This is a genomic window from Mesorhizobium vachelliae, from assembly GCF_033977325.1.
GTDB lineage: Bacteria > Pseudomonadota > Alphaproteobacteria > Rhizobiales > Rhizobiaceae > Mesorhizobium > Mesorhizobium vachelliae.
Genome location: NZ_JAVIIR010000020.1, coordinates 66,734 through 86,260 on the forward strand (window position 1 = coordinate 66,734; position 19,527 = coordinate 86,260).

At 59.1% G+C, this 19,527-nt stretch carries 16 protein-coding genes, 1 pseudogene and 1 riboswitch; of the genes and pseudogenes, 14 read left to right on the forward strand and 3 right to left on the reverse strand.

All coding sequences use genetic code 11. The features are described 5' to 3' along the window. Positions 1-142: 142 nt before the first annotated feature. On the forward strand, positions 143-1,297 hold the full coding sequence (locus RFM41_RS30320) for a porin (protein WP_320252918.1): 1,155 nt from the start codon (positions 143-145) through the stop codon (positions 1,295-1,297). Positions 1,298-1,567: 270 nt separating this feature from the next. On the opposite strand, the gene RFM41_RS30325 is transcribed toward RFM41_RS30320, so the two are convergent. Continuing rightward, positions 1,568-1,945, reverse strand: a complete 378-nt coding sequence (locus RFM41_RS30325) for a hypothetical protein (protein ID WP_320319325.1) — start codon at positions 1,943-1,945, stop codon at positions 1,568-1,570. Positions 1,946-2,017: 72 nt separating this feature from the next. On the opposite strand from RFM41_RS30325, the gene RFM41_RS30330 reads away from it, so the two are divergent. Continuing rightward, positions 2,018-3,562: a Fic family protein gene (locus tag RFM41_RS30330; RefSeq protein ID WP_320252917.1), complete on the forward strand. Its 1,545-nt coding sequence runs from the start codon at positions 2,018-2,020 to the stop codon at positions 3,560-3,562. A gap of 492 nt (positions 3,563-4,054) precedes the next feature. Here RFM41_RS30330 and RFM41_RS30335 read toward each other — a convergent pair whose 3' ends face one another. Together RFM41_RS30335 and RFM41_RS30340 are read right to left on the reverse strand one after the other, a co-directional pair. Next, the gene (locus RFM41_RS30335) at positions 4,055-4,642 is read right to left on the reverse strand and encodes a hypothetical protein (RefSeq protein ID WP_320235926.1); all 588 of its coding nucleotides are present in this window, start codon (positions 4,640-4,642) and stop codon (positions 4,055-4,057) included. Between the two features lie 431 nt (positions 4,643-5,073). Continuing rightward, positions 5,074-5,317: pseudogene (locus RFM41_RS30340) on the reverse strand (transposase); the annotation flags it as partial. A gap of 128 nt (positions 5,318-5,445) precedes the next feature. Further along, a riboswitch (TPP riboswitch) is annotated at positions 5,446-5,561 on the forward strand. A 104-nt stretch (positions 5,562-5,665) separates the two neighbouring features. Between RFM41_RS30340 and thiC the strand changes: the two are divergent. The 12 genes from thiC (at position 5,666) to RFM41_RS30400 (ending at position 18,842) form a co-directional block, all read left to right on the forward strand. After that, on the forward strand, positions 5,666-7,510 hold the full coding sequence (thiC, locus tag RFM41_RS30345; RefSeq protein ID WP_320252916.1) for a phosphomethylpyrimidine synthase ThiC: 1,845 nt from the start codon (positions 5,666-5,668) through the stop codon (positions 7,508-7,510). A 3-nt stretch (positions 7,511-7,513) separates the two neighbouring features. Next, positions 7,514-8,536, forward strand: coding sequence for a glycine oxidase ThiO (gene thiO / locus RFM41_RS30350; protein ID WP_320252915.1), 1,023 nt, complete (start codon positions 7,514-7,516; stop codon positions 8,534-8,536). Beyond that, positions 8,505-8,702 (forward strand): sulfur carrier protein ThiS, encoded by a 198-nt coding sequence (gene thiS, locus RFM41_RS30355; protein WP_041003920.1) that lies wholly within the window; start codon positions 8,505-8,507, stop codon positions 8,700-8,702. The genes thiO and thiS overlap by 32 nt, the downstream gene beginning before the upstream one ends. A 3-nt stretch (positions 8,703-8,705) precedes the next feature. Continuing rightward, positions 8,706-9,479, forward strand: a complete 774-nt coding sequence (locus tag RFM41_RS30360) for a thiazole synthase (protein ID WP_320252914.1) — start codon at positions 8,706-8,708, stop codon at positions 9,477-9,479. After that, positions 9,476-10,081 carry a thiamine phosphate synthase gene (locus RFM41_RS30365; RefSeq protein WP_320252913.1) on the forward strand — a complete coding sequence of 202 codons (606 nt, stop codon included), beginning with the start codon at positions 9,476-9,478 and terminating at the stop codon, positions 10,079-10,081. Before RFM41_RS30360 ends, RFM41_RS30365 begins: the two co-directional genes overlap by 4 nt. Beyond that, positions 10,051-10,761 (forward strand): hydroxymethylpyrimidine/phosphomethylpyrimidine kinase, encoded by a 711-nt coding sequence (locus tag RFM41_RS30370; RefSeq protein ID WP_320252912.1) that lies wholly within the window; start codon positions 10,051-10,053, stop codon positions 10,759-10,761. The genes RFM41_RS30365 and RFM41_RS30370 overlap by 31 nt, the downstream gene beginning before the upstream one ends. A gap of 466 nt (positions 10,762-11,227) precedes the next feature. Further along, positions 11,228-11,419 (forward strand): hypothetical protein, encoded by a 192-nt coding sequence (locus tag RFM41_RS30375; protein WP_320252911.1) that lies wholly within the window; start codon positions 11,228-11,230, stop codon positions 11,417-11,419. A 150-nt stretch (positions 11,420-11,569) separates the two neighbouring features. Continuing rightward, positions 11,570-11,926: a hypothetical protein gene (locus RFM41_RS30380; RefSeq protein WP_320252910.1), complete on the forward strand. Its 357-nt coding sequence runs from the start codon at positions 11,570-11,572 to the stop codon at positions 11,924-11,926. A gap of 995 nt (positions 11,927-12,921) precedes the next feature. Further along, entirely contained in the window at positions 12,922-14,259 is a 1,338-nt protein-coding gene (glyA, locus tag RFM41_RS30385) for a serine hydroxymethyltransferase (RefSeq protein ID WP_320252955.1), read from the forward strand. Between the two features lie 55 nt (positions 14,260-14,314). Then, positions 14,315-15,511, forward strand: coding sequence for a methionine adenosyltransferase (gene metK / locus RFM41_RS30390; protein ID WP_320252908.1), 1,197 nt, complete (start codon positions 14,315-14,317; stop codon positions 15,509-15,511). Positions 15,512-16,244: 733 nt separating this feature from the next. Continuing rightward, positions 16,245-17,102, forward strand: a complete 858-nt coding sequence (locus tag RFM41_RS30395) for a sterol desaturase family protein (protein ID WP_320252907.1) — start codon at positions 16,245-16,247, stop codon at positions 17,100-17,102. A 747-nt stretch (positions 17,103-17,849) separates the two neighbouring features. Further along, the gene (locus tag RFM41_RS30400; RefSeq protein WP_320252906.1) at positions 17,850-18,842 is read left to right on the forward strand and encodes an adenosine kinase; all 993 of its coding nucleotides are present in this window, start codon (positions 17,850-17,852) and stop codon (positions 18,840-18,842) included. Positions 18,843-19,527: the final 685 nt, after the last annotated feature.

A 19,527-nucleotide genomic window follows, 5' to 3' on the forward strand; every position in this document is an offset into this window, starting at 1 on the left:
TTTGTTCTTGAACCGTTGTCATGACGGGTTCGTCGCGCTGCGAAAGGCGCAGCGCATTGCGCCTCATTTTTAGATCGCGGGGATAAGCGAAGGGTCCGCTCTTCGACGTCCTTCCTCTTTTATATGTTTGAACGGAGATCAAATGAACTTCACGAGTCTTCTTCTCGGCTCAGCTGCGACCCTGATTGCCGTTTCCGATGCCCGCGCCGTCGACGCCGAGCCAGACGCGGGCGAATACGTCAAGATCTGCGACGTCTATGGCGCAGGCTTCTTCTATATCCCAGGCACCGAAACCTGCCTGCGCATCGGCGGCTATGTCCGCTATGACATCGCCTTGGGTGACGTCGGCTCGTTGGATGGAGCAAAGGCAACCGACCACGAGGGCGGCAGCACCAATGCAACCTGGAAGAAGAATGCCCGCTTCACAGTGAAGACCTGGACGAACCGGGAAACCGAGTTGGGCACGTTGAAGACCTACACCGAAACCCGCATGAACTTTGGTAACCTCAACGATTATTCGGATCCGGGCAGTCCTCAAAACTATGCCTCCAATAGAGACCTCAGCCTGACTTTCGCCTGGATTCAGCTTGGCAACCTTCGAATTGGCAAGGACTGGTCGGCCTTCGACATGTTTATTGGCTATCCCGGCAACGTGCTCAATCCGATGCTCGTTCCCTACGGTGATTTCGAAACCAACGTCATCCAGTACTACTTTGACGCCGGTGATGGCTTTTCGGCCGTGGTCTCGCTTGAAGAAGGCGAAGGCGCGGTCGGCGCCATCGATAGCTACGTTCCGCACGTGGTCGGCGGCCTGAAATACGCACAACAGTGGGGCGCGATCACCGGTGTTGCCGCTTATGATAGCAACTACGGATCGGTGGCCGGCAAAATCCGCGTCGAGGTCAATGTCACCAACGAGCTGTCGCTATTCGGAATGTTAGGCTACGGCTCCAATGGCAAGCTCAACGATGATTCCACTAACGCAATCGACGCTCACGGCCGCGGCTTCTACAAAACTTGGGGCGGCAACTGGGCTTTCTGGGCTGGCGCCACTTACCAGTTCAACGAGACAACTGTGTTCAACCTTCAGGTCTCGGGTGATCAGCTCAAGAACTATGGTGTCGCCATGAACGTCGCCTATACGCTCATTCCAGATTTCACGGTAACAGCCGAAGTCGACTATGACCACTGCGGCGACTTCGGCGTCGGCATGGTGAACCCTTCCAACGTGAACTGGACTAACGCCGACAAAAACGACAGCGTCGGCGGCATTCTGCGTTTCCAACGCTCGTTCTAACGGATGAAGAGTTGCATCCAGGCAATTGAGCGGGGATCAATCCCGCAACACTCTAAGAGAGCATCGCATGGAAGCGAGGCGAGATTGGAAGCCTCGATCACAGGCCGGATGACGTTCGAGATCCGGACATGGGCGAATGTGCAGGCGACATTCATGCTCGGGCGCTCATAGCTGCGGCACGCATGAGCCTGTTTCGGTCCTGCAAGGAAGTCCTGGGTTCGCCGTCGGCTCAGATACAACGTCGTTGGACGCGGCCGAGCAGCGGCTTCATCACCGATCCGCCGCATGGCGGCGTTCGACCGTGGGGAATCCCGACGCGTCCAGCATTACTGAGACCGAGTTGCCGTGAGCGACTACCCAGACAAGCACCGCCCTCGTAGTCCAGTTTCTTGAGGCGATGGCGGTTTCTCCCGCCGGTCCAGGCAATGGGTCGCGAGGTGACCGTTTGTCGATGACGATTTCACGATCCCGCAAATGCGGCGCCGAAACGGGATTGACGTTACTCATCGCGGCGGTCGTTTCGCTCCGACAATGACGTTCGGCCGCTGCCACCTGTGTTGAGACGGCCAGTCGTCGCCCGAGTAGGCGGAAATCTTTGAGCGAGACACTCAGCAGAATCCGTTTTCGGCAAAGTGTGTCTTGCAGCATCAATTTTCAGGGAATAGGTTATAGACTTCTAGACTGCTAGTCGCTTTGGACAAGAAGGGGACCCCAATTTTCGTGGCAGCGGCGCAGCAGAACCAATTTTCAGGTCCTGTTATCGTTTTTCAGGAAATTCGGCTTCCCGAGACGGCGACGCCGGCCGGCTACAGCGCCTTGATCGGAGCCTACGATCTCGCCGTGCCCTTGCCGCGAACGTTGTCCGCCACCGGCCAGCATCATCGCATCAGCGAACGGAATGGCTGGCGGATCATGACGCCCCGCCATGCTCCACATGCAACCCTCGAAGGCCACCTGACCTTCGCGCTTAAGTACGAAGGGCTCGACCTTGCCGTCCTCAAGCGGCTCTTCCAGGTGACCGGTCCCGCGCCGATCGAGGCGCTGGTCCGTGAAAGCCCGAGCGGCAGTTATGCCCGCCGGATCTGGTTTTTATATGAATGGCTGACAGGCGCCCGTCTCGATCTCCCAGATGCTGATGCCGGACGCTATGTTCCGGTCCTCGATCCCGAGATGCAGTGGTCCGGACCCGAGAAAACCGTCTCGCGCTACCGCGTAAAGGACAATCTCCCCGGTACGCCTGAGTTCTGCCCTCTGGTATTCCGCACCAAGACGCTCGAAAAATTCATCGACCTTGAGCTGCCGCGACGCGCGGAGGCAATCGTAGCGGACGTGCCGCGCGACCTCCTTGCTCGGACCGCCGCCTTTCTTTTGCTCAAAGACTCCCGATCAAGCTACGCGATCGAGGGCGAGCGCCCGCCGGAAGATCGCATCCAACGCTGGGGCCGCGCTATCGCCGAAGCTGGTCGGCAACCGATTGATCGCGATGAGCTGCTTCGACTGCAAAGAATTGTCCTCGGCGATGCCCGATTCGTTAGACTTGGCTTTCGAAAGGAGGGAGGCTTCGTCGGTGAGCATGACAGGGAGAATCGCATGCCCCTGCCCGATCACATCAGCGCTCGGCCTGAGGACCTGCCGCGGCTGATTGATGGGATGGAGGCCTTCGATCAAGGCCCCGCGCAAAACCTTGATGCAGTCATCGCCGCCGCTATCCTTGCCTTCGGCTTTGTCTACATCCATCCATTCGAGGACGGAAACGGCCGTATTCACCGCTATCTAATCCATCACATCCTTGCCACGCACGGATTCAATCCGCCGGGAATTGTGTTTCCCGTCTCGGCCGCGATCCTGGACCAGCTAGACGAGTACCGGCGCGTGCTCGAGAGCTATTCCCGGCGCCTTCTGCCATTGGTCCACTGGGAAGCGACGCCGCAATTCAACGTCCGGGTACTGAATGACACCGGGGATTTCTACCGCTTCTTTGATGCAACCCCGCACGCCGAATTCCTCTATGCCTGCGTTCAGCGAACCATCGAACGGGATCTTCCCAACGAAACCGCGTTTCTGAAGCGCTACGATCAGTTCCGGCAACAGGTGGATGCCTTTATCGACATGCCCGAGCGGCTGATCGATCTGCTCTTCCGTTTCCTCCACCAGAATGGCGGCCAGCTATCGAACCGCGCCCGCCAAAAGGAATTCGCCGCGCTGACTAATGATGAGGCAAGGCGGATCGAAGCGATCTACGCGCAAACCTTTGGTGCCGATTGACGGCGTGATCATCGCAAGAATCGAACTTTCAGCTCGGTGATTTGACAGTCTTCCGGCATTATTTAGCTCACACCTAAAAAGAATCGGGTCAACGAATGGCGTACGTATGGTGCGGTATGGGTGAGCCGCACGTCATATCCGCACTGGTAGCAAATCGTGCCGAACTGGCGGGGGCAGCTCTCACATCTGGTAAAGCCAAGGCCGAAGCGATCGGCGCCCAGATCGCACACGTTGACGCAGTGCTGTTCCTGTTCGGATATCGCGGCGATCCGCGCGACATCAAGCCCAAGGGCAAGCACTCTATATCTTCAAGCGGCGGGAGCTGCCGCGCCTCATGGCGCAAGTCGGACCGCAAGGAACCAACCGGGAAATCGCCCTGCGCGTCATCGAGGCGAAGGGATGGGATGCCGGCGACCGCGCTTTGGTCGCTAAGGTGGCGAGTGCCATAAGAAGTTCCAAGAATTGGGACCGTCGCCGAAGAATGAACGCCCTTTAATTGGCTGCGCCGCCCCTGTTCGGTCGCAAATACATAGCCTTCAATATCAGATAGAGCCCCTTTCGGTCGACGGCACCGCCCAATAGGTAATTGAGCAAATCGTGGCGCATATCGGCCGTCATCGGTTGGCGGTATGGGATGGCTCGGTCCGTACGATTTCTTTCGAACCAATTAATAATTAGGAGGCAAAAATCGAGCGCAAGGATAGATTCCCTCCCGTCGATTAGGTCCTGCCTAGCGGTGGCTTTCTGCTCGTCGCTTCCTTTGAAGTCGTACGGCACGTCCTCATTATATTCGTGGTCGAAGAAATTGCCCAAGAAGGGCTCTGAATTCAGATTAAAAAGGAGCAGGGCACAAATTTTTACGTGAGACAGCCGCGTCGTTTTTTCAGAGGTTTCCTCTGAAAGCCATTGCTGGTTGTCGGCCACCCACTGAGCGTGAATCTGCTTTGTGACGTTCGGAATGAAATGGGCTTCGAGTCCATGCACTTTGAAATTGGCGTAACAGAACTCGCGGAAAGCGTAGTTGAAAGATTCGTAGTCGGCGAGCCATTCATCCAACTTCTTTTCATCGAACGGAATCATACAGGCGAGAACTCCAAGCCCCAAAGCAAGAGGGCGAAGGTTGGTAAACCTTCGCCCTCTAAAAGGAAATAAAAAAACGGGGTTACGCGGCGGTTTTCACCGTCTCGTTTACCAATTCGACGGTAGACACATACCCGAGGGTTTTGTCAGGATCCGATTTGATAACGGCGCGACCATTTTCGTACAGCTTTTTAAATCTGGAAATGTCGCGCGGAAGGGCGCACCGTTCAGCGCTCTTCGGCAAGCCTCTCTCTGGCATCATCGTTCTCCCGGTCCTGTCCCTGGCTTGGGCCGTCTGTCGTGGCGGCGCCATACAAGCAACGCACATATTTGTCAATTTTCGGCAAATATGCAACGTGCATTTAGACGCATTTAAAATGCGTCGACCGTCATTTGGTTGCCGTTTAGACGATTTTCGATGCGAAAAGCGATTAAATTTTGTCCACGCTTCGCTGCCAATATCCAGTCCACACTCGGCTGATTGGGTGATTAAGCGAGGCGTTGGCGACGGCGAGATACTGCTCGCCATTGCTTACAACGGCGGTTGTCCTCACGCCATGCCATCTCTGCTGCGTAGGCATGAAGATAGCGACCGCTGACTTGATGATGGGTGCCGATCTCAGCGCGGCGCAGGCGGGAGAAGAAGCTTTCGGCCTAATTGGCGCAAGCGTCCCCGTGCTGGTCTCGGGCGCGCGATCTGTCGCCGCCATGTGCGCGAACTTTTCCGCCAGTTTGATCAGCAGCCGATCAGCGCCGCGGCCTGAAGGCGCTTGACAAGATAGCGGCGGCCCGGTCAATTCGAAAGCATTCACCAGGGGAGTCCCGGCAAGGGGCTGAGATACTGCTGGCTTTGCGGCGCAGTGACCCGTTGAACCTGATCCAGTTCATACTGGCGTAGGGACGGTGCAAGCGCTTGTGGGCGTTCATGCCCGAAGACCTGTCTCAAGCAGGCCTACCAAAAGCGTCTTTTCATCCTTCCGGCACCGAACTGGGTCTCCAATGCAACGAGCAAAGGAGCCTCAAATGAATGCCTTGACCCTGACCGTATCGACTGGACCGCTGCCGGCCTCGCGGAAGATCCACAAATTCGGCGTCCTCCATCCGCAGATCAGGGTGCCGATGCGCGAGATCGCGGTCCATCCGACTGCCGGCGAGCCGCCGGTGACGGTCTACGACCCGTCAGGCCCCTATACCGACCCCGCGATCGAAACGGATATCGAAAAGGGTCTTGCCCGCCTTCGTCAGGACTGGATCGCGGCGCGCGGCGATGTCGAAGCCTATGACGGCCGCCATGTGAGGCCGGAGGACAACGGATTTGCGACCGGCGAACGGCTGACGCCGGAATTCCCCATCCGCAACCGCCCGTTGCGGGCGAAAGCCGGCAAGGCGGTGACGCAGCTTGCCTATGCGCGCGCAGGGATCATCACGCCCGAGATGGAATTCGTGGCCATCCGCGAGAACCTTGGCCGCGAAATGCTGCGTGGCAAGCTGCAACAGGACGGGGAAGCGTTCGGCGCGACGATCCCGGATTTCGTCACGCCGGAATTCGTGCGCGACGAGGTGGCGCGCGGCCGCGCGATCATTCCCGCCAACATCAACCATCCCGAAAGCGAGCCGATGATCATCGGCCGCAATTTCCTGGTGAAGATCAACGCCAATATCGGCAATTCCGCCGTCACCTCCTCGATGGCCGAGGAGGTCGAAAAGATGGTCTGGGCGATCCGCTGGGGCGCCGACACGGTGATGGACTTATCGACCGGCCGCAACATCCACAACATCCGCGAATGGATCGTGCGCAACGCGCCGGTGCCGATCGGCACCGTGCCGCTCTACCAGGCGCTGGAAAAGGTCGGCGGCATCGCCGAGGACCTGACCTGGGAAGTCTATCGCGACACGCTGATCGAGCAGGCCGAGCAGGGCGTCGACTATTTCACCATCCATGCCGGCGTGCGGCTGCATTACATCCCGCTCACCGTCGGCCGGGTTACTGGCATCGTCAGCAGGGGCGGCTCGATCATGGCGAAATGGTGCCTGCACCATCACCGCGAAAGCTTCCTCTATGAGCATTTCGAGGAGATCTGCGACATCGCCAGAGCCTATGACGTCTCCTTCTCGCTCGGCGACGGCCTTCGTCCCGGCTCGATCGCCGACGCCAATGACCGAGCCCAGTTCGCCGAGTTGGAAACGCTTGGCGAATTGACGAAGATCGCCTGGGCAAAGGATTGCCAGGTGATGATCGAGGGCCCTGGCCATGTTCCCATGCACAAGATCAAGCAGAATATGGACAAGCAGCTCGCCGTCTGTGGCGAAGCGCCATTCTACACACTGGGGCCGCTGACCACGGACATAGCGCCGGGCTACGACCACATCACCTCGGGAATCGGCGCCGCCATGATCGGCTGGTTCGGCACGGCGATGCTCTGCTATGTGACGCCGAAGGAACATCTCGGCCTGCCAGACCGCAACGACGTCAAGACCGGCGTGATCACCTACAAGATAGCCGCGCACGCCGCGGATCTTGCCAAGGGGCATCCCGCGGCGAAGATCCGTGACGACGCGCTTTCGCGGGCACGGTTCGAGTTCCGCTGGGAAGACCAGTTCAACCTGTCGCTCGATCCCGAGACAGCGCGCTCGCTCCATGACGAGACCTTGCCCAAGGAAGCACACAAGCTGGCGCATTTCTGCTCGATGTGCGGGCCGAAATTCTGCTCCATGCGCATCTCGCACGACATTCGCGCTGAAGCGCAGAAGGAGGGGATGGCGGCCATGGCACAGAAATATCGCGCTGGCGGCGATCTCTATATGCCGGTCGAACCGCCCGGGGCGGAAAAACAGGCCTTGGCGCAGAAAGATCAGGAGACACACTGAGCCATGCGCCGCGTCCTTGTCAAAGGCGCCGGTGTGGCAGGCCTCACCGTCGCCCATGAATTGGCCGTGCGGGGTGCGTCGGTCACGGTTGTTGAAATTCAAAGCCAGATAGGCGGCAATGCCTCCTGGCTCGCCGGCGGCATGCTCGCCCCCTGGTGCGAAGGCGAAAGCGCGGACGAGGCGGTTGTCACGCTCGGCAAGGTTTCGGCCGACTGGTGGGAAAGGGCACTGCCCGGGCTCGTGACGAGGGCCGGCACGCTCGTCGTCGCCCATGCGCGCGACGCCTCCGAGCTCGCGCGTTTTGCGGCTCGTACGCGCAATTGCGAGTCCGTCGACGAGGAGGCGATTGCCGCCCTCGAACCCGATCTTGCCGGTCGCTTCCGCCAGGGCCTGTTCTTTGCCGGCGAAGCTCATCTCGATCCCCGTCGGGCTCTCGAAGCCCTCGTCGATAAACTGCGCGCGATGGGCGTCGTCTTCCTTTTCGAGGTGGGCGAGATGGCCCTTTCCGACTTCGATCAGGTGATCGACTGTACGGGCATCGCGCGGGCCGACGACGATCTGCGCGGCGTGCGCGGCGAAATGCTGCTCCTCCGCACGCGTGAGGTCTCGCTCACCCGGCCGGTGCGTCTGCTCCATCCGCGCCATCCGATCTATGTCGTGCCGCGGGCCGATCATCACTTCATGGTCGGGTCGACCATGATCGAAAGCGACCATGACGGACCGATCACCGCCCGTTCGCTGATGGAGCTCCTCAACGCGGCCTATGCACTCCATCCGGCGTTCGGCGAGGCCGAAATCGTCGAGACAGGAGTGGGCGTGCGCCCTGCCCATCCCGACAATCTGCCGATGGTGAAGTGTTGGAAGGACGGCACGATCACGGTCAATGGCCTCTATCGGCACGGTTTCCTGCTTTCACCGGCCATGGCCGAGCAGGCTGCCGGCCTTCTCTTCAATTCATCTGCCGGCAATTCATCTGCCGGCCTGGAGTCCAAAAATGAAGCTGATCGTCAATGGCGAAGCGCTTGAAGCCAAGGCGGCGACGCTCGACGCCCTTTTGAAGGAGCTGGACTACGAGGGCGGCTGGCTCGCCACCGCGCTGAACGGCGATGTCGTGCCCGCGGCCAAACGGCCGGAATTCCAGTTGAGCGAGGGCGATCGGATCGAAATCCTGTCGCCCATGCAGGGAGGCTAGCCGATGTTCGATCTTTTCGGGACAAAATTGGCCTCGCGTCTGCTGCTGGGCACCGCCCAATATCCTTCGCCGGCGATCCTTGCCGAAGCGGTCAAGGCATCGGGCACCTCGATGGTCACCGTCTCGTTGCGACGGGAAATGGCCGGCGGCAGGGGCGGCGAACAATTCTGGTCGCTGATCCGTTCGCTCGGTGTGAGGGTGCTGCCCAACACCGCTGGCTGCCATTCGGTCAAGGAAGCCGTGACGACCGCGAAGATGGCGCGCGAGGTCTTCGGCACGTCCTGGATCAAGCTAGAGGTCATCGGCAACCACGACACGCTGCAGCCCGACGTTTTCGGCCTGGTCGAGGCCGCGCGTATCCTTTGCGAGGACGGCTTCAGCGTGTTCCCCTATACCACCGACGACCTCGTCGTCGCGGAGCGGCTGCTCGAGGCAGGCTGCAAGGTCCTGATGCCGTGGTGCGCGCCGATCGGCTCGGCGCTCGGGCCGGTCAACATCATGGCGCTGCGCTCGCTGCGCGGACATTTTTCCGACGTGCCGCTGATCGTCGATGCGGGGCTAGGACGGCCGTCGCACGCGGCCATCGTCATGGAACTCGGCTTCGATGCCGTGCTCCTCAACACGGCGGTCGCCAAGGCAGCCGATCCGGTGGGCATGGCGCGCGCTTTCAGCAAGGCGGTCGATGCCGACCGCGAAGCCTATGGCTCGGGACTGCTCGAGCCGCGCGACGTCGCCGTGCCATCGACGCCTACAATCGGCAGGGCGGTTTTTTCATGAAGCTCGATCCCTTCTATCTGATCGTCGACAGCGCCGCCTGGGTCGAGCGGCTGGTGCCGCTCGGCGTCAGGCTGGTGCAGCTCCGCATCAAGAACATGGATGAGGACGGGCTGCGCGCGCAAATCCGGAAGGCAAAGGCCCTGTGCGCACGACACGATTGCCGGCTCATCGTCAACGATCATTGGCGGCTGGCGATCGAGGAGGGCTGCGACTTCGTCCATCTCGGCCAGGAAGATCTGCAAACGGCCAGCCTCCCTGAGATACGGGAGGCCGGCATCAGGCTTGGACTGAGCACCCATGATCATGCCGAACTGCAGACGGCCATGGCAGCCAGGCCCGACTACGTCGCGCTGGGTCCCGTCTATCCGACCATCCTGAAGAAAATGAAATGGGCGCCGCAGGGGCTCGAAAGGATCCGGACATGGAAAGGCAGCGTCGTACCCATTCCATTGGTCGCCATCGGCGGCCTCAATCCCGAGCGGCTCGATGGCGTTTTCGAAGCCGGCGCCGACAGCGCGGCGGTGGTTACGGACATAACGCTGAATCCCGATCCCGAGGCGCGCACCAGGGAATGGATCGGAAAGACGGAGCGGTGGCGCTGAACCGGGATCCGCATGTGCTTGTCGTCGGCGGATCGGATTCCAGCGGCGGTGCCGGAATTGCGCGCGACATCGAGACGATCTCTTCCATCGGCTTGCGCACTTGCGTTGCCGTCACCGCGGTAACGGTGCAGACGCATCAATCCGTCACGGCAGTCCACCATATGCAACCCGGCCTCGTCGCCAATCAGATGCGCGCGGCGCTGCGAGCCAACAAAGTGTCGGCGATAAAGATCGGCATGCTTTCAACGGGCTGCATCATCGCGGCGGTTGCCGCCGTGCTTTGCGAAAATCCGTGGATACCGGCCGTCCTCGATCCGGTGCTGGCTTCCTCGTCGGGCAGGCAACTGCTGGAACCGGGTGCGATCGGGGTCTTGAAGCGCGATCTCATGCCGCTCTGCCGTCTGGTCACGCCGAACCTCATCGAGCTGGCGATCCTGACCGGCTCGGATTTGGCCGTGGACGACGATGATGCGCTGCGGCAGGGGCGGCGATTGCTTGCGGACGGGCCGCAGGCGCTGCTCATCAAGGGCGGCCATGCAACTGGACCCAGATCGACGGATATCCTGTTGAGCGGCGGAGAAGAGCCTATCCGCTTCGACATGCCCAGGCTGGCCGGATCGATGCGCGGGACGGGCTGCATGCGCAATAGCGGCGTATCTGGCGATCGGGGATTCGATTGAGAAAGCCGTGCGCCAGGCCAAGCTTCTCGTCTTCGAAAAGATTTCGAAGAACCCGATGTGAGGATCGGGCTCGCGATAGTCGCCCTCGCTTCGCCTCGAAGGATCATGTTCGCCGGCCGGTGCCTCATGACGAAAGCATCTGGATCCTGACCACTTTTGTGGATCTGGTTCGTCGATTGGTGAATGATTTCGGTTCGGTCGACAATAAGCGGCGGCGAGCTAGATGTGTAGTTCCTGAGTGGGATGGTTCATCGTCAAACCTGAGCCGTCAGCATGAGGATGCCCTATGGCAAGTGTTCTTCACGGCAGCGACCTATGACGCCGCGTCTTGAGCCGAGCGCAATCGCTGTCCTCAACGATGCAAAAGTGACGGCGATTCTTGAGGCTCGCAGAATATGAGCAAGGTGGCGGGCGCATATTTGAGCTGCTTTGCTGGCACGGAGTGTGCAGGCCCTCCTGATCAAAGATGGCCGCGCTCCAGGAAATTCAATCGAGCCATATCCTTTATGATGCCGCCAGCCGCTTTCTCGTCGTCCTCAATGCCGCCGGCCAGGATACGGTCAGACGGAACTTCATGTCGCCCTCCGCACCGCGCGCCAACAGCGGCCCGCTCGGAACTGGCACCCTTCCTCAGCATCGCGCGCCCATGCCGACTTAGTTTTGCTCATTTCCTGTATCAAGAGGTGGACTCATTGATCAATCCGCGATGACGCGACCAGCCCGAAGTCGGCAAACTCCAGTCTTCGAAGGATCTTAGGGATCAGTTCACATCTGTGCGACTAATGCGCAGACCTGCAGAGAGAGGAAATTGGACGAGCACAACCCCAAGGAAGAACCGATCGAGACCGTCTTCCGCAACGGCACGATCACCGTCGTCGGCATATTGCTGGCGTTTTCGCTGGGTTTCGTCACACATTGGGCGGCGAACCCAGTGCCGTGGCGATTTTACGACCTGTTCGCGGTGGTCCCAATCCTGGTCGGCATAGCCTCGCAGATGCGGGCGCTATCGCTGTTGCTCGACATGAGTTCGCTGCGACGCCACGTCTACGAACGCGCCAACCGCATTTTCATGGCCGGCCTCATCCTGACCGCCTGTGGCGTCGGGTCGGCAATTCTGCTTGACGTCTTCGAAGTGGCGTCGACGGTCACGCTGCCTGGAGCGTAACCAAGGCACCACCATCAAGCGCTTTTCACGCCCTGTGAGTTCATCTCAGCGCTGTTGCGACTGCTGGCCTCGAACTTGTCGAGCACGTCTTCAAAGTCCAAAAGCCGCAGGCCCCGTACCACGATCGGTGCGCTTCGACGCAAGGATGTTTTTGGCATTCTTCCATCCCTACCATGTTGCCCCATTGGTTTGAAACTATGCGGTTCGGCCCATCTTGACCGGCATCTCGGCGAGCAGACATTGCAACGGTTTCTTCAAAGAAATTCATAGACTCTTAGCAACCCGACATCGCTGAGAATGGTAGGCTTATCTCAACGTATCAGGTCAGCCAGAGGACTCAAAACCGCGGTCCTTGCTATTCTGCGACCGCCGAACCGCACGAAATCTAGGACTAAAGGCAATAGCAAGAAGAGCTCTCGTCATGGTTGCTCCAACTCAATCACCGTCGGTTCGAAACAATTACATGCGTGGAAATTAGTACGTATCTGCGCGACCGCTCAGAGCGTCTGGTTGGTGATAAAGCAAGAGGGTCGAAAGCTGCAACATCTGCGGAGAACGCCAAATGACAAATTCAGTGCAACGAATGTCCATTCTTTCCAATGTGGCTTGATGCTGAACAATGATGACACTGGTCAGTCGCCTACGGGCGGCAGCGCATTTTGATCGCCTTCGAATCCTGGGGCTTTGCGCGCATGCGGATCTAACAGTTTGCGAGCTGGCAGACATTTTGGATCTGCGTCGCGATCGCGTTGTGCGACACGTCCGGCTACTCGCCAGAGCCGACTTTCTTTGCTGCGACGAACAGCGCCCGTGGCGCTCCTATCATCTCAAGCCAGGAGACAAGCACGGTGGTCTGGTCCAATTGCTAGTCGATCTCCTGCCCCACTGCGATGGCCATCATGAACGAGACTTACAACGACTCGAGGCGATACGAAACGAGCAGCCGAAGGGGACAGCCTGCTTGATCGTGAAATAGATTGGAGCGCGAGCCCATGATGGACAACGCTGCCGAGCGCGCCATCGCGCAGCCCGACACTTACGGACGCACTTCCTTAGCCTCGGTTGATAGCTGCGTTCACGAACTGCTCCTGAGACAAGAGCGACAGGAGCGCACGACGCTCAAACTCATCGCTTCTGAAAACTTTGCCTCCTCGGCGGTGCTCGAAGCGACCGGGTCGATTTTCACAAACAAGTACGCCGAGGGGTACCCAGGTGCGCGCTACTATGCGGGAAACGAGATTGTCGATGAGCTTGAGAACCTCGCCATCGAGCGCTTGAAGAAGCTTTTTGGAAGCGAACACGCCAACGTCCAGCCCTATTCCGGCTCGCCGGCCAATCAGGCTGTCTATCGCGCACTTTTGAAGCCCGGCGACAAAGTCATGGGCTTGCCCATTCCGGAAGGGGGTCATCTGACCCATGGTTGGGCTATCAACTTTTCCGGAACCGACTACCGACGAGTCCCCTATGGGCTACACGAAAAGACCCAGCAAATTGACTATGACCTCTTGCGCGAGACAGCTAAGCGGGAACGGCCGCGGCTCATATGGATCGGCGGAACTGCTTATCCGCGTGTCTTTGACTACGCGGCAATGGCAGAAATTGCTCGGGAGGCGAGCGCCTATCTCGTGGCCGACATTGCGCACATCAGCGGCCTGATTGTGGCAGGAGCGCATCCGAATCCCGTGCGCCATTGCGACGTCGTCAGCAGCACCTCTCATAAGTCGATCCGCGGCCCCCGCGGTGGCTTCATTTTGTCGAGGAATGAGGATCGTTATCAGGCGCTCTATCATCCGCAAAACAAATACAATCTCGCCAGGCGGATTGATCGCGCGGTCTTCCCTCACCTGCAAGGCGGGCCGCATATGAATGTTATCGCTGCGCTAGCAGTCGCCTTACAGGAAGCGGCGACCCCGGCATTCCGTATCTACGGCCAACAGACCGTCAAGAATGCCAAGGCTCTTGCCCAGGCGCTGCTTGAGCGAGGTTATGACCTGGTTACCGGGGGGACCGACAATCACATGCTCATCCTTGACCTGCGCGATCGACCACTGTCGGGCAAGGCCTATGCCGAGCGATTATCAAAGGCGGGCATCATTACGAACTTTAATATGGTGCCGGGCGATCCGCGCGATCCGGCGGTTACAAGCGGAATTCGCTTGGGCTCGCCAGCGGTGACGTCAATGGGCATGCGCGAGGGGGAAATGGTGCAAATCGCCGCCTTTATTGACCTGGTCTGTCGCCAGCCGAACAATCCGGATGTTCATGCCTGCGTGCGAAAAGACGTTGCCGACTTATGCGCTGCGTTCGAGGTCCCGGGCATCACCCGCAGGTAAGGCGGGCTAAGCAAGAATGCCCCATGCAAACTCCAACACCGAAGCGAGGCATTTCATGGCTAGGCAGTTCGTTTTCTCTTCCGAATCGGTTGGCGCGGGACACCCGGATAAGCTCGCCGACAACATCTCGGACGCAATCCTCGACGCAGTCTTGCGCTTCGATCCGAAGGCGCGCGTCGCTTGTGAAGCCCTGGTGAAGACATGTGAAGCCTTGGTGAAGACAGGAACCGTCGTTCTTGCTGGCGAGATTACCAGCGATGTGACGGTCGACTACGGCCAAGTGGCCCGCGATACGATTGTTGATATTGGATACGACGATGAGGCGGTCGGCTTTGACGGCCGGCGTTGCTCCGTCATTCATGCCCTCACCGAGCAGTCACCCGACATTAGCCAAGGGGTTGACGAAGGTCGGGGACAAGATCTCGAACAGGGAGCAGGAGATCAAGGCCTCATGTTCGGCTATGCATGCCGCGAGACCGATACTTTGATGCCTTTGCCGATCCAGCTCGCCCACCGTTTGACGAAAAGACAGGCGGATGTTCGCAAGGCAGGTCATCTTAGCTGGTTGCGCCCCGACGTGAAATCCCAAGTCTCCGTGCGCTATGAGGGCTTGCGCCCCGTCGCCCTGGATACCATCGTCGTGTCGACGCAACACAATGAGGAGGTCTCGCAAGAGACAGTTCGCGAGGGGGTCATTGAGGAAATAATAAAGCCAGTCCTGCCGCCCGACCTGGAAACGAAAGACATCAGAATTCTGGTCAACCCAACAGGGCGGTTCGTGGTCGGGGGGCCGCGCGGCGACTGCGGCCTCACCGGACGCAAGATCATCGTCGATTCCTATGGCGGAATGGGGCGTCACGGCGGCGGCGCCTTTTCAGGCAAGGACCCATCCAAGGTTGACCGCTCGGCTGCCTATGCCGCCCGATATGTCGCGAAAAATGTGGTGGCCAGCGGACTTGCGGATGTCTGTGAGGTGCAGCTTGCTTACGCGATCGGCGTGGCCAGTCCGGTTTCTGTCATGGTCAATACTTTCGGGACAGCAAGGGTCGAGGAAAGAAGGATCGAGCAGCTCATTCCTGAGTTGTTCGATCTCAAACCGAAGGGCATTATCAAGATGCTTGATCTGTTACGCCCGATTTACCGCAAGACTGCGACCTATGGTCATTTCGGCCGCGAAGAGCCCGAGTTCACCTGGGAGAGGACTGACAGAGCCGACGATTTGCGGCGCGAGGCCGGGCTCGCCGCACCTTGAAATCCGACCCCAAAAGGACGCGCAACACCCATCTATGACCAGACTTTGCCGGTCGGCATGGAAGAAAGCCGGGGTCCGCTGTCGAACCAAGTAAGCCATCGATGGTGAAATGTGACCTGCTTTAAATCGGCGATGCCATTGTCGAAATCATCGCGCACGACGCGGACTTCCCCAAAAAAGGCAATGCATTAGCAAGTCGCGGTGACCCTCGTCGACACCCTGCGCGCCGAGCTGCAAATTTGTGAGCGTCACGATGACGCCAGCATCTGACCAGCCTCTGTCGACCAACTACCCAGCCGTGCGGTGCTCGCGACGCTTACCCTGATTTTGCAGCTCTTTTGCCATGAGAAGTTGCCGCCGCAACACTGGCGCAAAGTCTGTCGCCTCGAGCAAGCCAACTCGCCCAAGCGCTGTTCCGACCATTTAGGAAACGGATACGTCTCATCCAAACAATCGATTTTACCAATCCAGGAGAACCCCGCATAGTCCGCTACCGCGATGCCCCGCGTGCCGACAGAATAATCGCCATTGAGTGCGCACGAAAAGCAAATTGCATGACCGCTATGTGCAATTGGTACTTTCTGCGCGGATATAAATCCGGGTGCCGACCTCGAATTTATCGGGCCACGCCGGAGATCGACTAACCATTGGATTCGCCCTGATGACGAAAATGACTGCCTCGATGTTCCGACCTGAAGCTGGCGCAGCTTGAACGATTCGCCGGAGCAAACAAATGCAAATTCTCGATTTTAATCATATATCGCAGATCTTCGTGAACTCGCTTGAGCTGGTGGTGGTCTTCGCCACCATTTGCGCCGCGCTGGAGTTCACCGTTCCGGCCTATCGATACAGTCTTGCCTCATACGCTCGCGGCGTGCGGAATTGGCTAATTCGGCTCGGATTGGGTGCCTTTATTTGGCACTTCTTCGCTGTTGGTCTGGCCTGGCTTGGAGTAAAGCCGCTGGTAACGATCAATTTCGCAACGTTGCTCCACTCTGACAACGCAATCGTCAGCAGTGGATTGGCGGTCCTTTCCGGGGTTTTAGTCGCGATTGCTGGCGATTTCTTTTACTATTGGATGCACCGCGCTCAGCATGCTGTTCCATTCCTCTGGCGGCTTCACGCTACGCACCACTCGATCCGCGAATTGACGGCATGGAATTGTAATCATCACATTTCCGAACCACTCGTTTACGCAGCGCTGGTAGCACTGCCACTCGCTCTGATCCATTTTGAATCTGGCGTGGTGCCCATCGTTGCCATGACGCTGATTACGTTCCAGGCCCATCTTTCGCACTCTAGTACCCGCATCAATCTTGGGCCGCTTCGATACATCATTGGTGACAACAAATTCCACCGCATCCATCACTCGATGGAAGCGCATCACCGGCATCGAAACTATGGGTTTTTCACAACCATCTGGGATACGATTTTTCTAACGGCATACTGGCCAAAAAAGAATGAGTGGCCGGAGGTTGGCATGCGAAACCAGCCCGAGCCGCTGACCGTGCGGGATTACATTATGTTCCCATTCGATCGACGTCGCTGGCGTAAACCCAAAGTCGGAAATGCTGTGGAGGCCAGGGATTAGACGAGTGGAGGCTTACGCCTCGTATCTGACTGTCGAGGCCAGAAAGCCATCGATGAATGCATATCGGGAACATTCCCACAGACGCCCGACAAGCCTCCACCTAACAGGGACTGTTGCGCCTGAGCGGCAGCAGAGTAGGAATTTTCATATCGCGCTGCCGCGTTGGCGCAATTGACCGCAAATGATCGCGCAAGTCGCGTGACTTTGCCGGCGCTGCACCGTCAAGCCAGCAATCCCTCTCCGGCCTCCGCGCGCTCTGTCTAAGGGGCAAGTTGGGCACCTGCTGCTCACGACACGGTTATCAACTGAGACCAGCCAGACGGCGGAATGCTAACCGGTCAAATAGCCGTTTTGCACCGCCCCGTCGCGCGGCACCATCAGCCCGCTACTACCTCGGATCGTCTCCGGCGAAGCGTCGCGTTTCGGTTGAGCATTTGTAACAAATCCTTCCAGAAAATTCACAAGGCTTTGCAACACCAAATCGCTAAAAGTGGTAGGAATCCCAAAGACGGTTTGAGGTCAGCGAGGTCAAGCTGGATGCATTTATTTCCGGTCACAAGCCGCGACCTATGAGCACTTCGGGTGCGAAGAGCCTGAGTCTACCTGGGAGAGGCTGGCACTTACGGCGCGATGCAAGGCTCGCAGCGCCGCGAGACTCGTGCCGAGTAGATTGGCATGCGGAAAGCCCATCCCAACTGATCGCGCCCGGCCGGCGTGGCAAAAAGCCGTCAGTCGTTGGAGATTTTGATGCCGGAATATGACGTGCTTTGCATCGGCAATGCCATTGTCGACATCATCGCGCAATGCGACGAGGCCTTCCTCGAGACCAACGGCATCATCAAGGGCGCGATGAACCTCATCGACGCCAAGCGCGCCGAACTGCTTTACAGCCGCATGGGACCCGCGATCGAGGCTTCCGGCGGCAGTGCCGGCAACACGGCCGCCGGCGTCGCCAGCCTCGGCGGACGCGCCGCGTTCTTCGGCAAGGTTTCGAACGACGCGCTGGGCGAAATCTACACGCACGATATCCACGCCCAAGGCGTGGCCTTCGACACCAGGCCGCTCAAGGGCGAACCGCCGACCGCGCGCTCGATGATCTTCGTCACGCCCGACGGCGAGCGCTCGATGAACACCTATCTCGGCGCCTGCGTCGAGCTTGGGCCGGAAGACGTCGAGGCCGACAAGGCCGCCGGAGCCAGGGTCACCTATTTCGAGGGATATCTCTGGGATCCGCCGCGCGCCAAGGAAGCGATCCGGCAGACCGCGAGGCTGGCGCATGCGGCGGGGCGCGAAGTGTCGATGACGCTGTCGGATTCCTTCTGCGTCGACCGCTATCGCGACGAGTTCCTCGCGCTGATGCGCTCCGGCACGGTCGATATCGTCTTCGCCAACAGCCACGAGATCAAGTCGCTTTATCAGACTTCCTCTTTCGACGACGCGCTGGCGGCGATCCGCAAGGACTGCAAGATCGCCGCCGTCACGCGCTCGGAAAAGGGCTCGGTGATCGTGCGCGGCGACGAGATCGTCACCATAAACGCTACGGCGATCAAGGAATTGGTCGACACGACCGGCGCCGGCGACCTCTATGCCGCCGGCTTCCTCTACGGCTACACGACCGGGCGCAGCCTCAAGGAGTGCGGCGACCTCGGCTCGCTGGCCGCCGGCCTGGTGATCCAGCAGATCGGCCCGCGGCCGCGCCAGAACCTGCGCCGCGAGGCCGAGCAAGCCGGGCTGCTGTAGGGGCGTGCCAAGGACTAGCTTCCTTCCTCCTAGTGAAAGCTGTTTAGGAAAGCGCGGGGAAATCGAAATGTCGCATGTGCATCCCGTTGAGGGCGGTTTTCCCTTTGCTTCCCAGTCTAGTTACCGGGAACTCGGAAACGGGTTGGCGCCACTTACCGGTTTCAGGTGATCTTGATGTCAGTCGGCGCGCGGACGCCCACATTCGCGTACTCCAGGAAGAGACTAGCCTCGCAGTTCTGCTGGCGCGCCACCCCGCCCTCGCGCCCCAATCGATAGAGCAATAAGATATATCCATCGGCCGCGAACCCTGATCTGCATCTCGTCGCCATCCAAGTGCCGGTGCGACGGGCTTTGTCAGTTGGAATGCATTTCCGATGGACGGCCCAGCTATGAGCGCGTCACAATCACTCCACTTATAGGACGTTCCCAACGGTAACTGTGCGTTGGATAGCTCAGTTTCCTTGGGTTTCGCACCCCATAATTCGAACAGCTCCAGCGCGAGCGGATACTTTGCCGTCCAATCGGGCCTGAACCAAGCCGAATCGGCCGCAAAAGTTTCCGCTCCGGTTCTTGCCGCAATCGGGCACTGGAAGCATCAGAAGCCACGGTGCTCGCTTCGGTCAAGGTCCGGTCCTCGCCATGCTCGCCGTGCTCGGCGAAGGCGCCTGCGCGCGACTGCGCGTGG

Bases quoted from the DNA above. Each gene is read 5' to 3' on its own strand.
- RFM41_RS30335 (WP_320235926.1), bottom strand. From the start codon at position 4,642: ATGATTCCGTTCGATGAAAAGAAGTTGGATGAATGGCTCGCCGACTAC.
- RFM41_RS30320 (WP_320252918.1), top strand. From the start codon at position 143: ATGAACTTCACGAGTCTTCTTCTCGGCTCAGCTGCGACCCTGATTGCC.
- thiC (WP_320252916.1), top strand. From the start codon at position 5,666: ATGAATGCCTTGACCCTGACCGTATCGACTGGACCGCTGCCGGCCTCG.
- RFM41_RS30365 (WP_320252913.1), top strand. From the start codon at position 9,476: ATGAAGCTCGATCCCTTCTATCTGATCGTCGACAGCGCCGCCTGGGTC.
- glyA (WP_320252955.1), top strand. From the start codon at position 12,922: ATGGACAACGCTGCCGAGCGCGCCATCGCGCAGCCCGACACTTACGGA.
- RFM41_RS30400 (WP_320252906.1), top strand. From the start codon at position 17,850: ATGCCGGAATATGACGTGCTTTGCATCGGCAATGCCATTGTCGACATC.
- thiS (WP_041003920.1), top strand. From the start codon at position 8,505: ATGAAGCTGATCGTCAATGGCGAAGCGCTTGAAGCCAAGGCGGCGACG.
- RFM41_RS30370 (WP_320252912.1), top strand. From the start codon at position 10,051: ATGGATCGGAAAGACGGAGCGGTGGCGCTGAACCGGGATCCGCATGTG.
- RFM41_RS30360 (WP_320252914.1), top strand. From the start codon at position 8,706: ATGTTCGATCTTTTCGGGACAAAATTGGCCTCGCGTCTGCTGCTGGGC.
- thiO (WP_320252915.1), top strand. From the start codon at position 7,514: ATGCGCCGCGTCCTTGTCAAAGGCGCCGGTGTGGCAGGCCTCACCGTC.
- RFM41_RS30395 (WP_320252907.1), top strand. From the start codon at position 16,245: ATGCAAATTCTCGATTTTAATCATATATCGCAGATCTTCGTGAACTCG.
- RFM41_RS30325 (WP_320319325.1), bottom strand. From the start codon at position 1,945: ATGCTGCAAGACACACTTTGCCGAAAACGGATTCTGCTGAGTGTCTCG.
- RFM41_RS30375 (WP_320252911.1), top strand. From the start codon at position 11,228: ATGGCCGCGCTCCAGGAAATTCAATCGAGCCATATCCTTTATGATGCC.
- metK (WP_320252908.1), top strand. From the start codon at position 14,315: ATGGCTAGGCAGTTCGTTTTCTCTTCCGAATCGGTTGGCGCGGGACAC.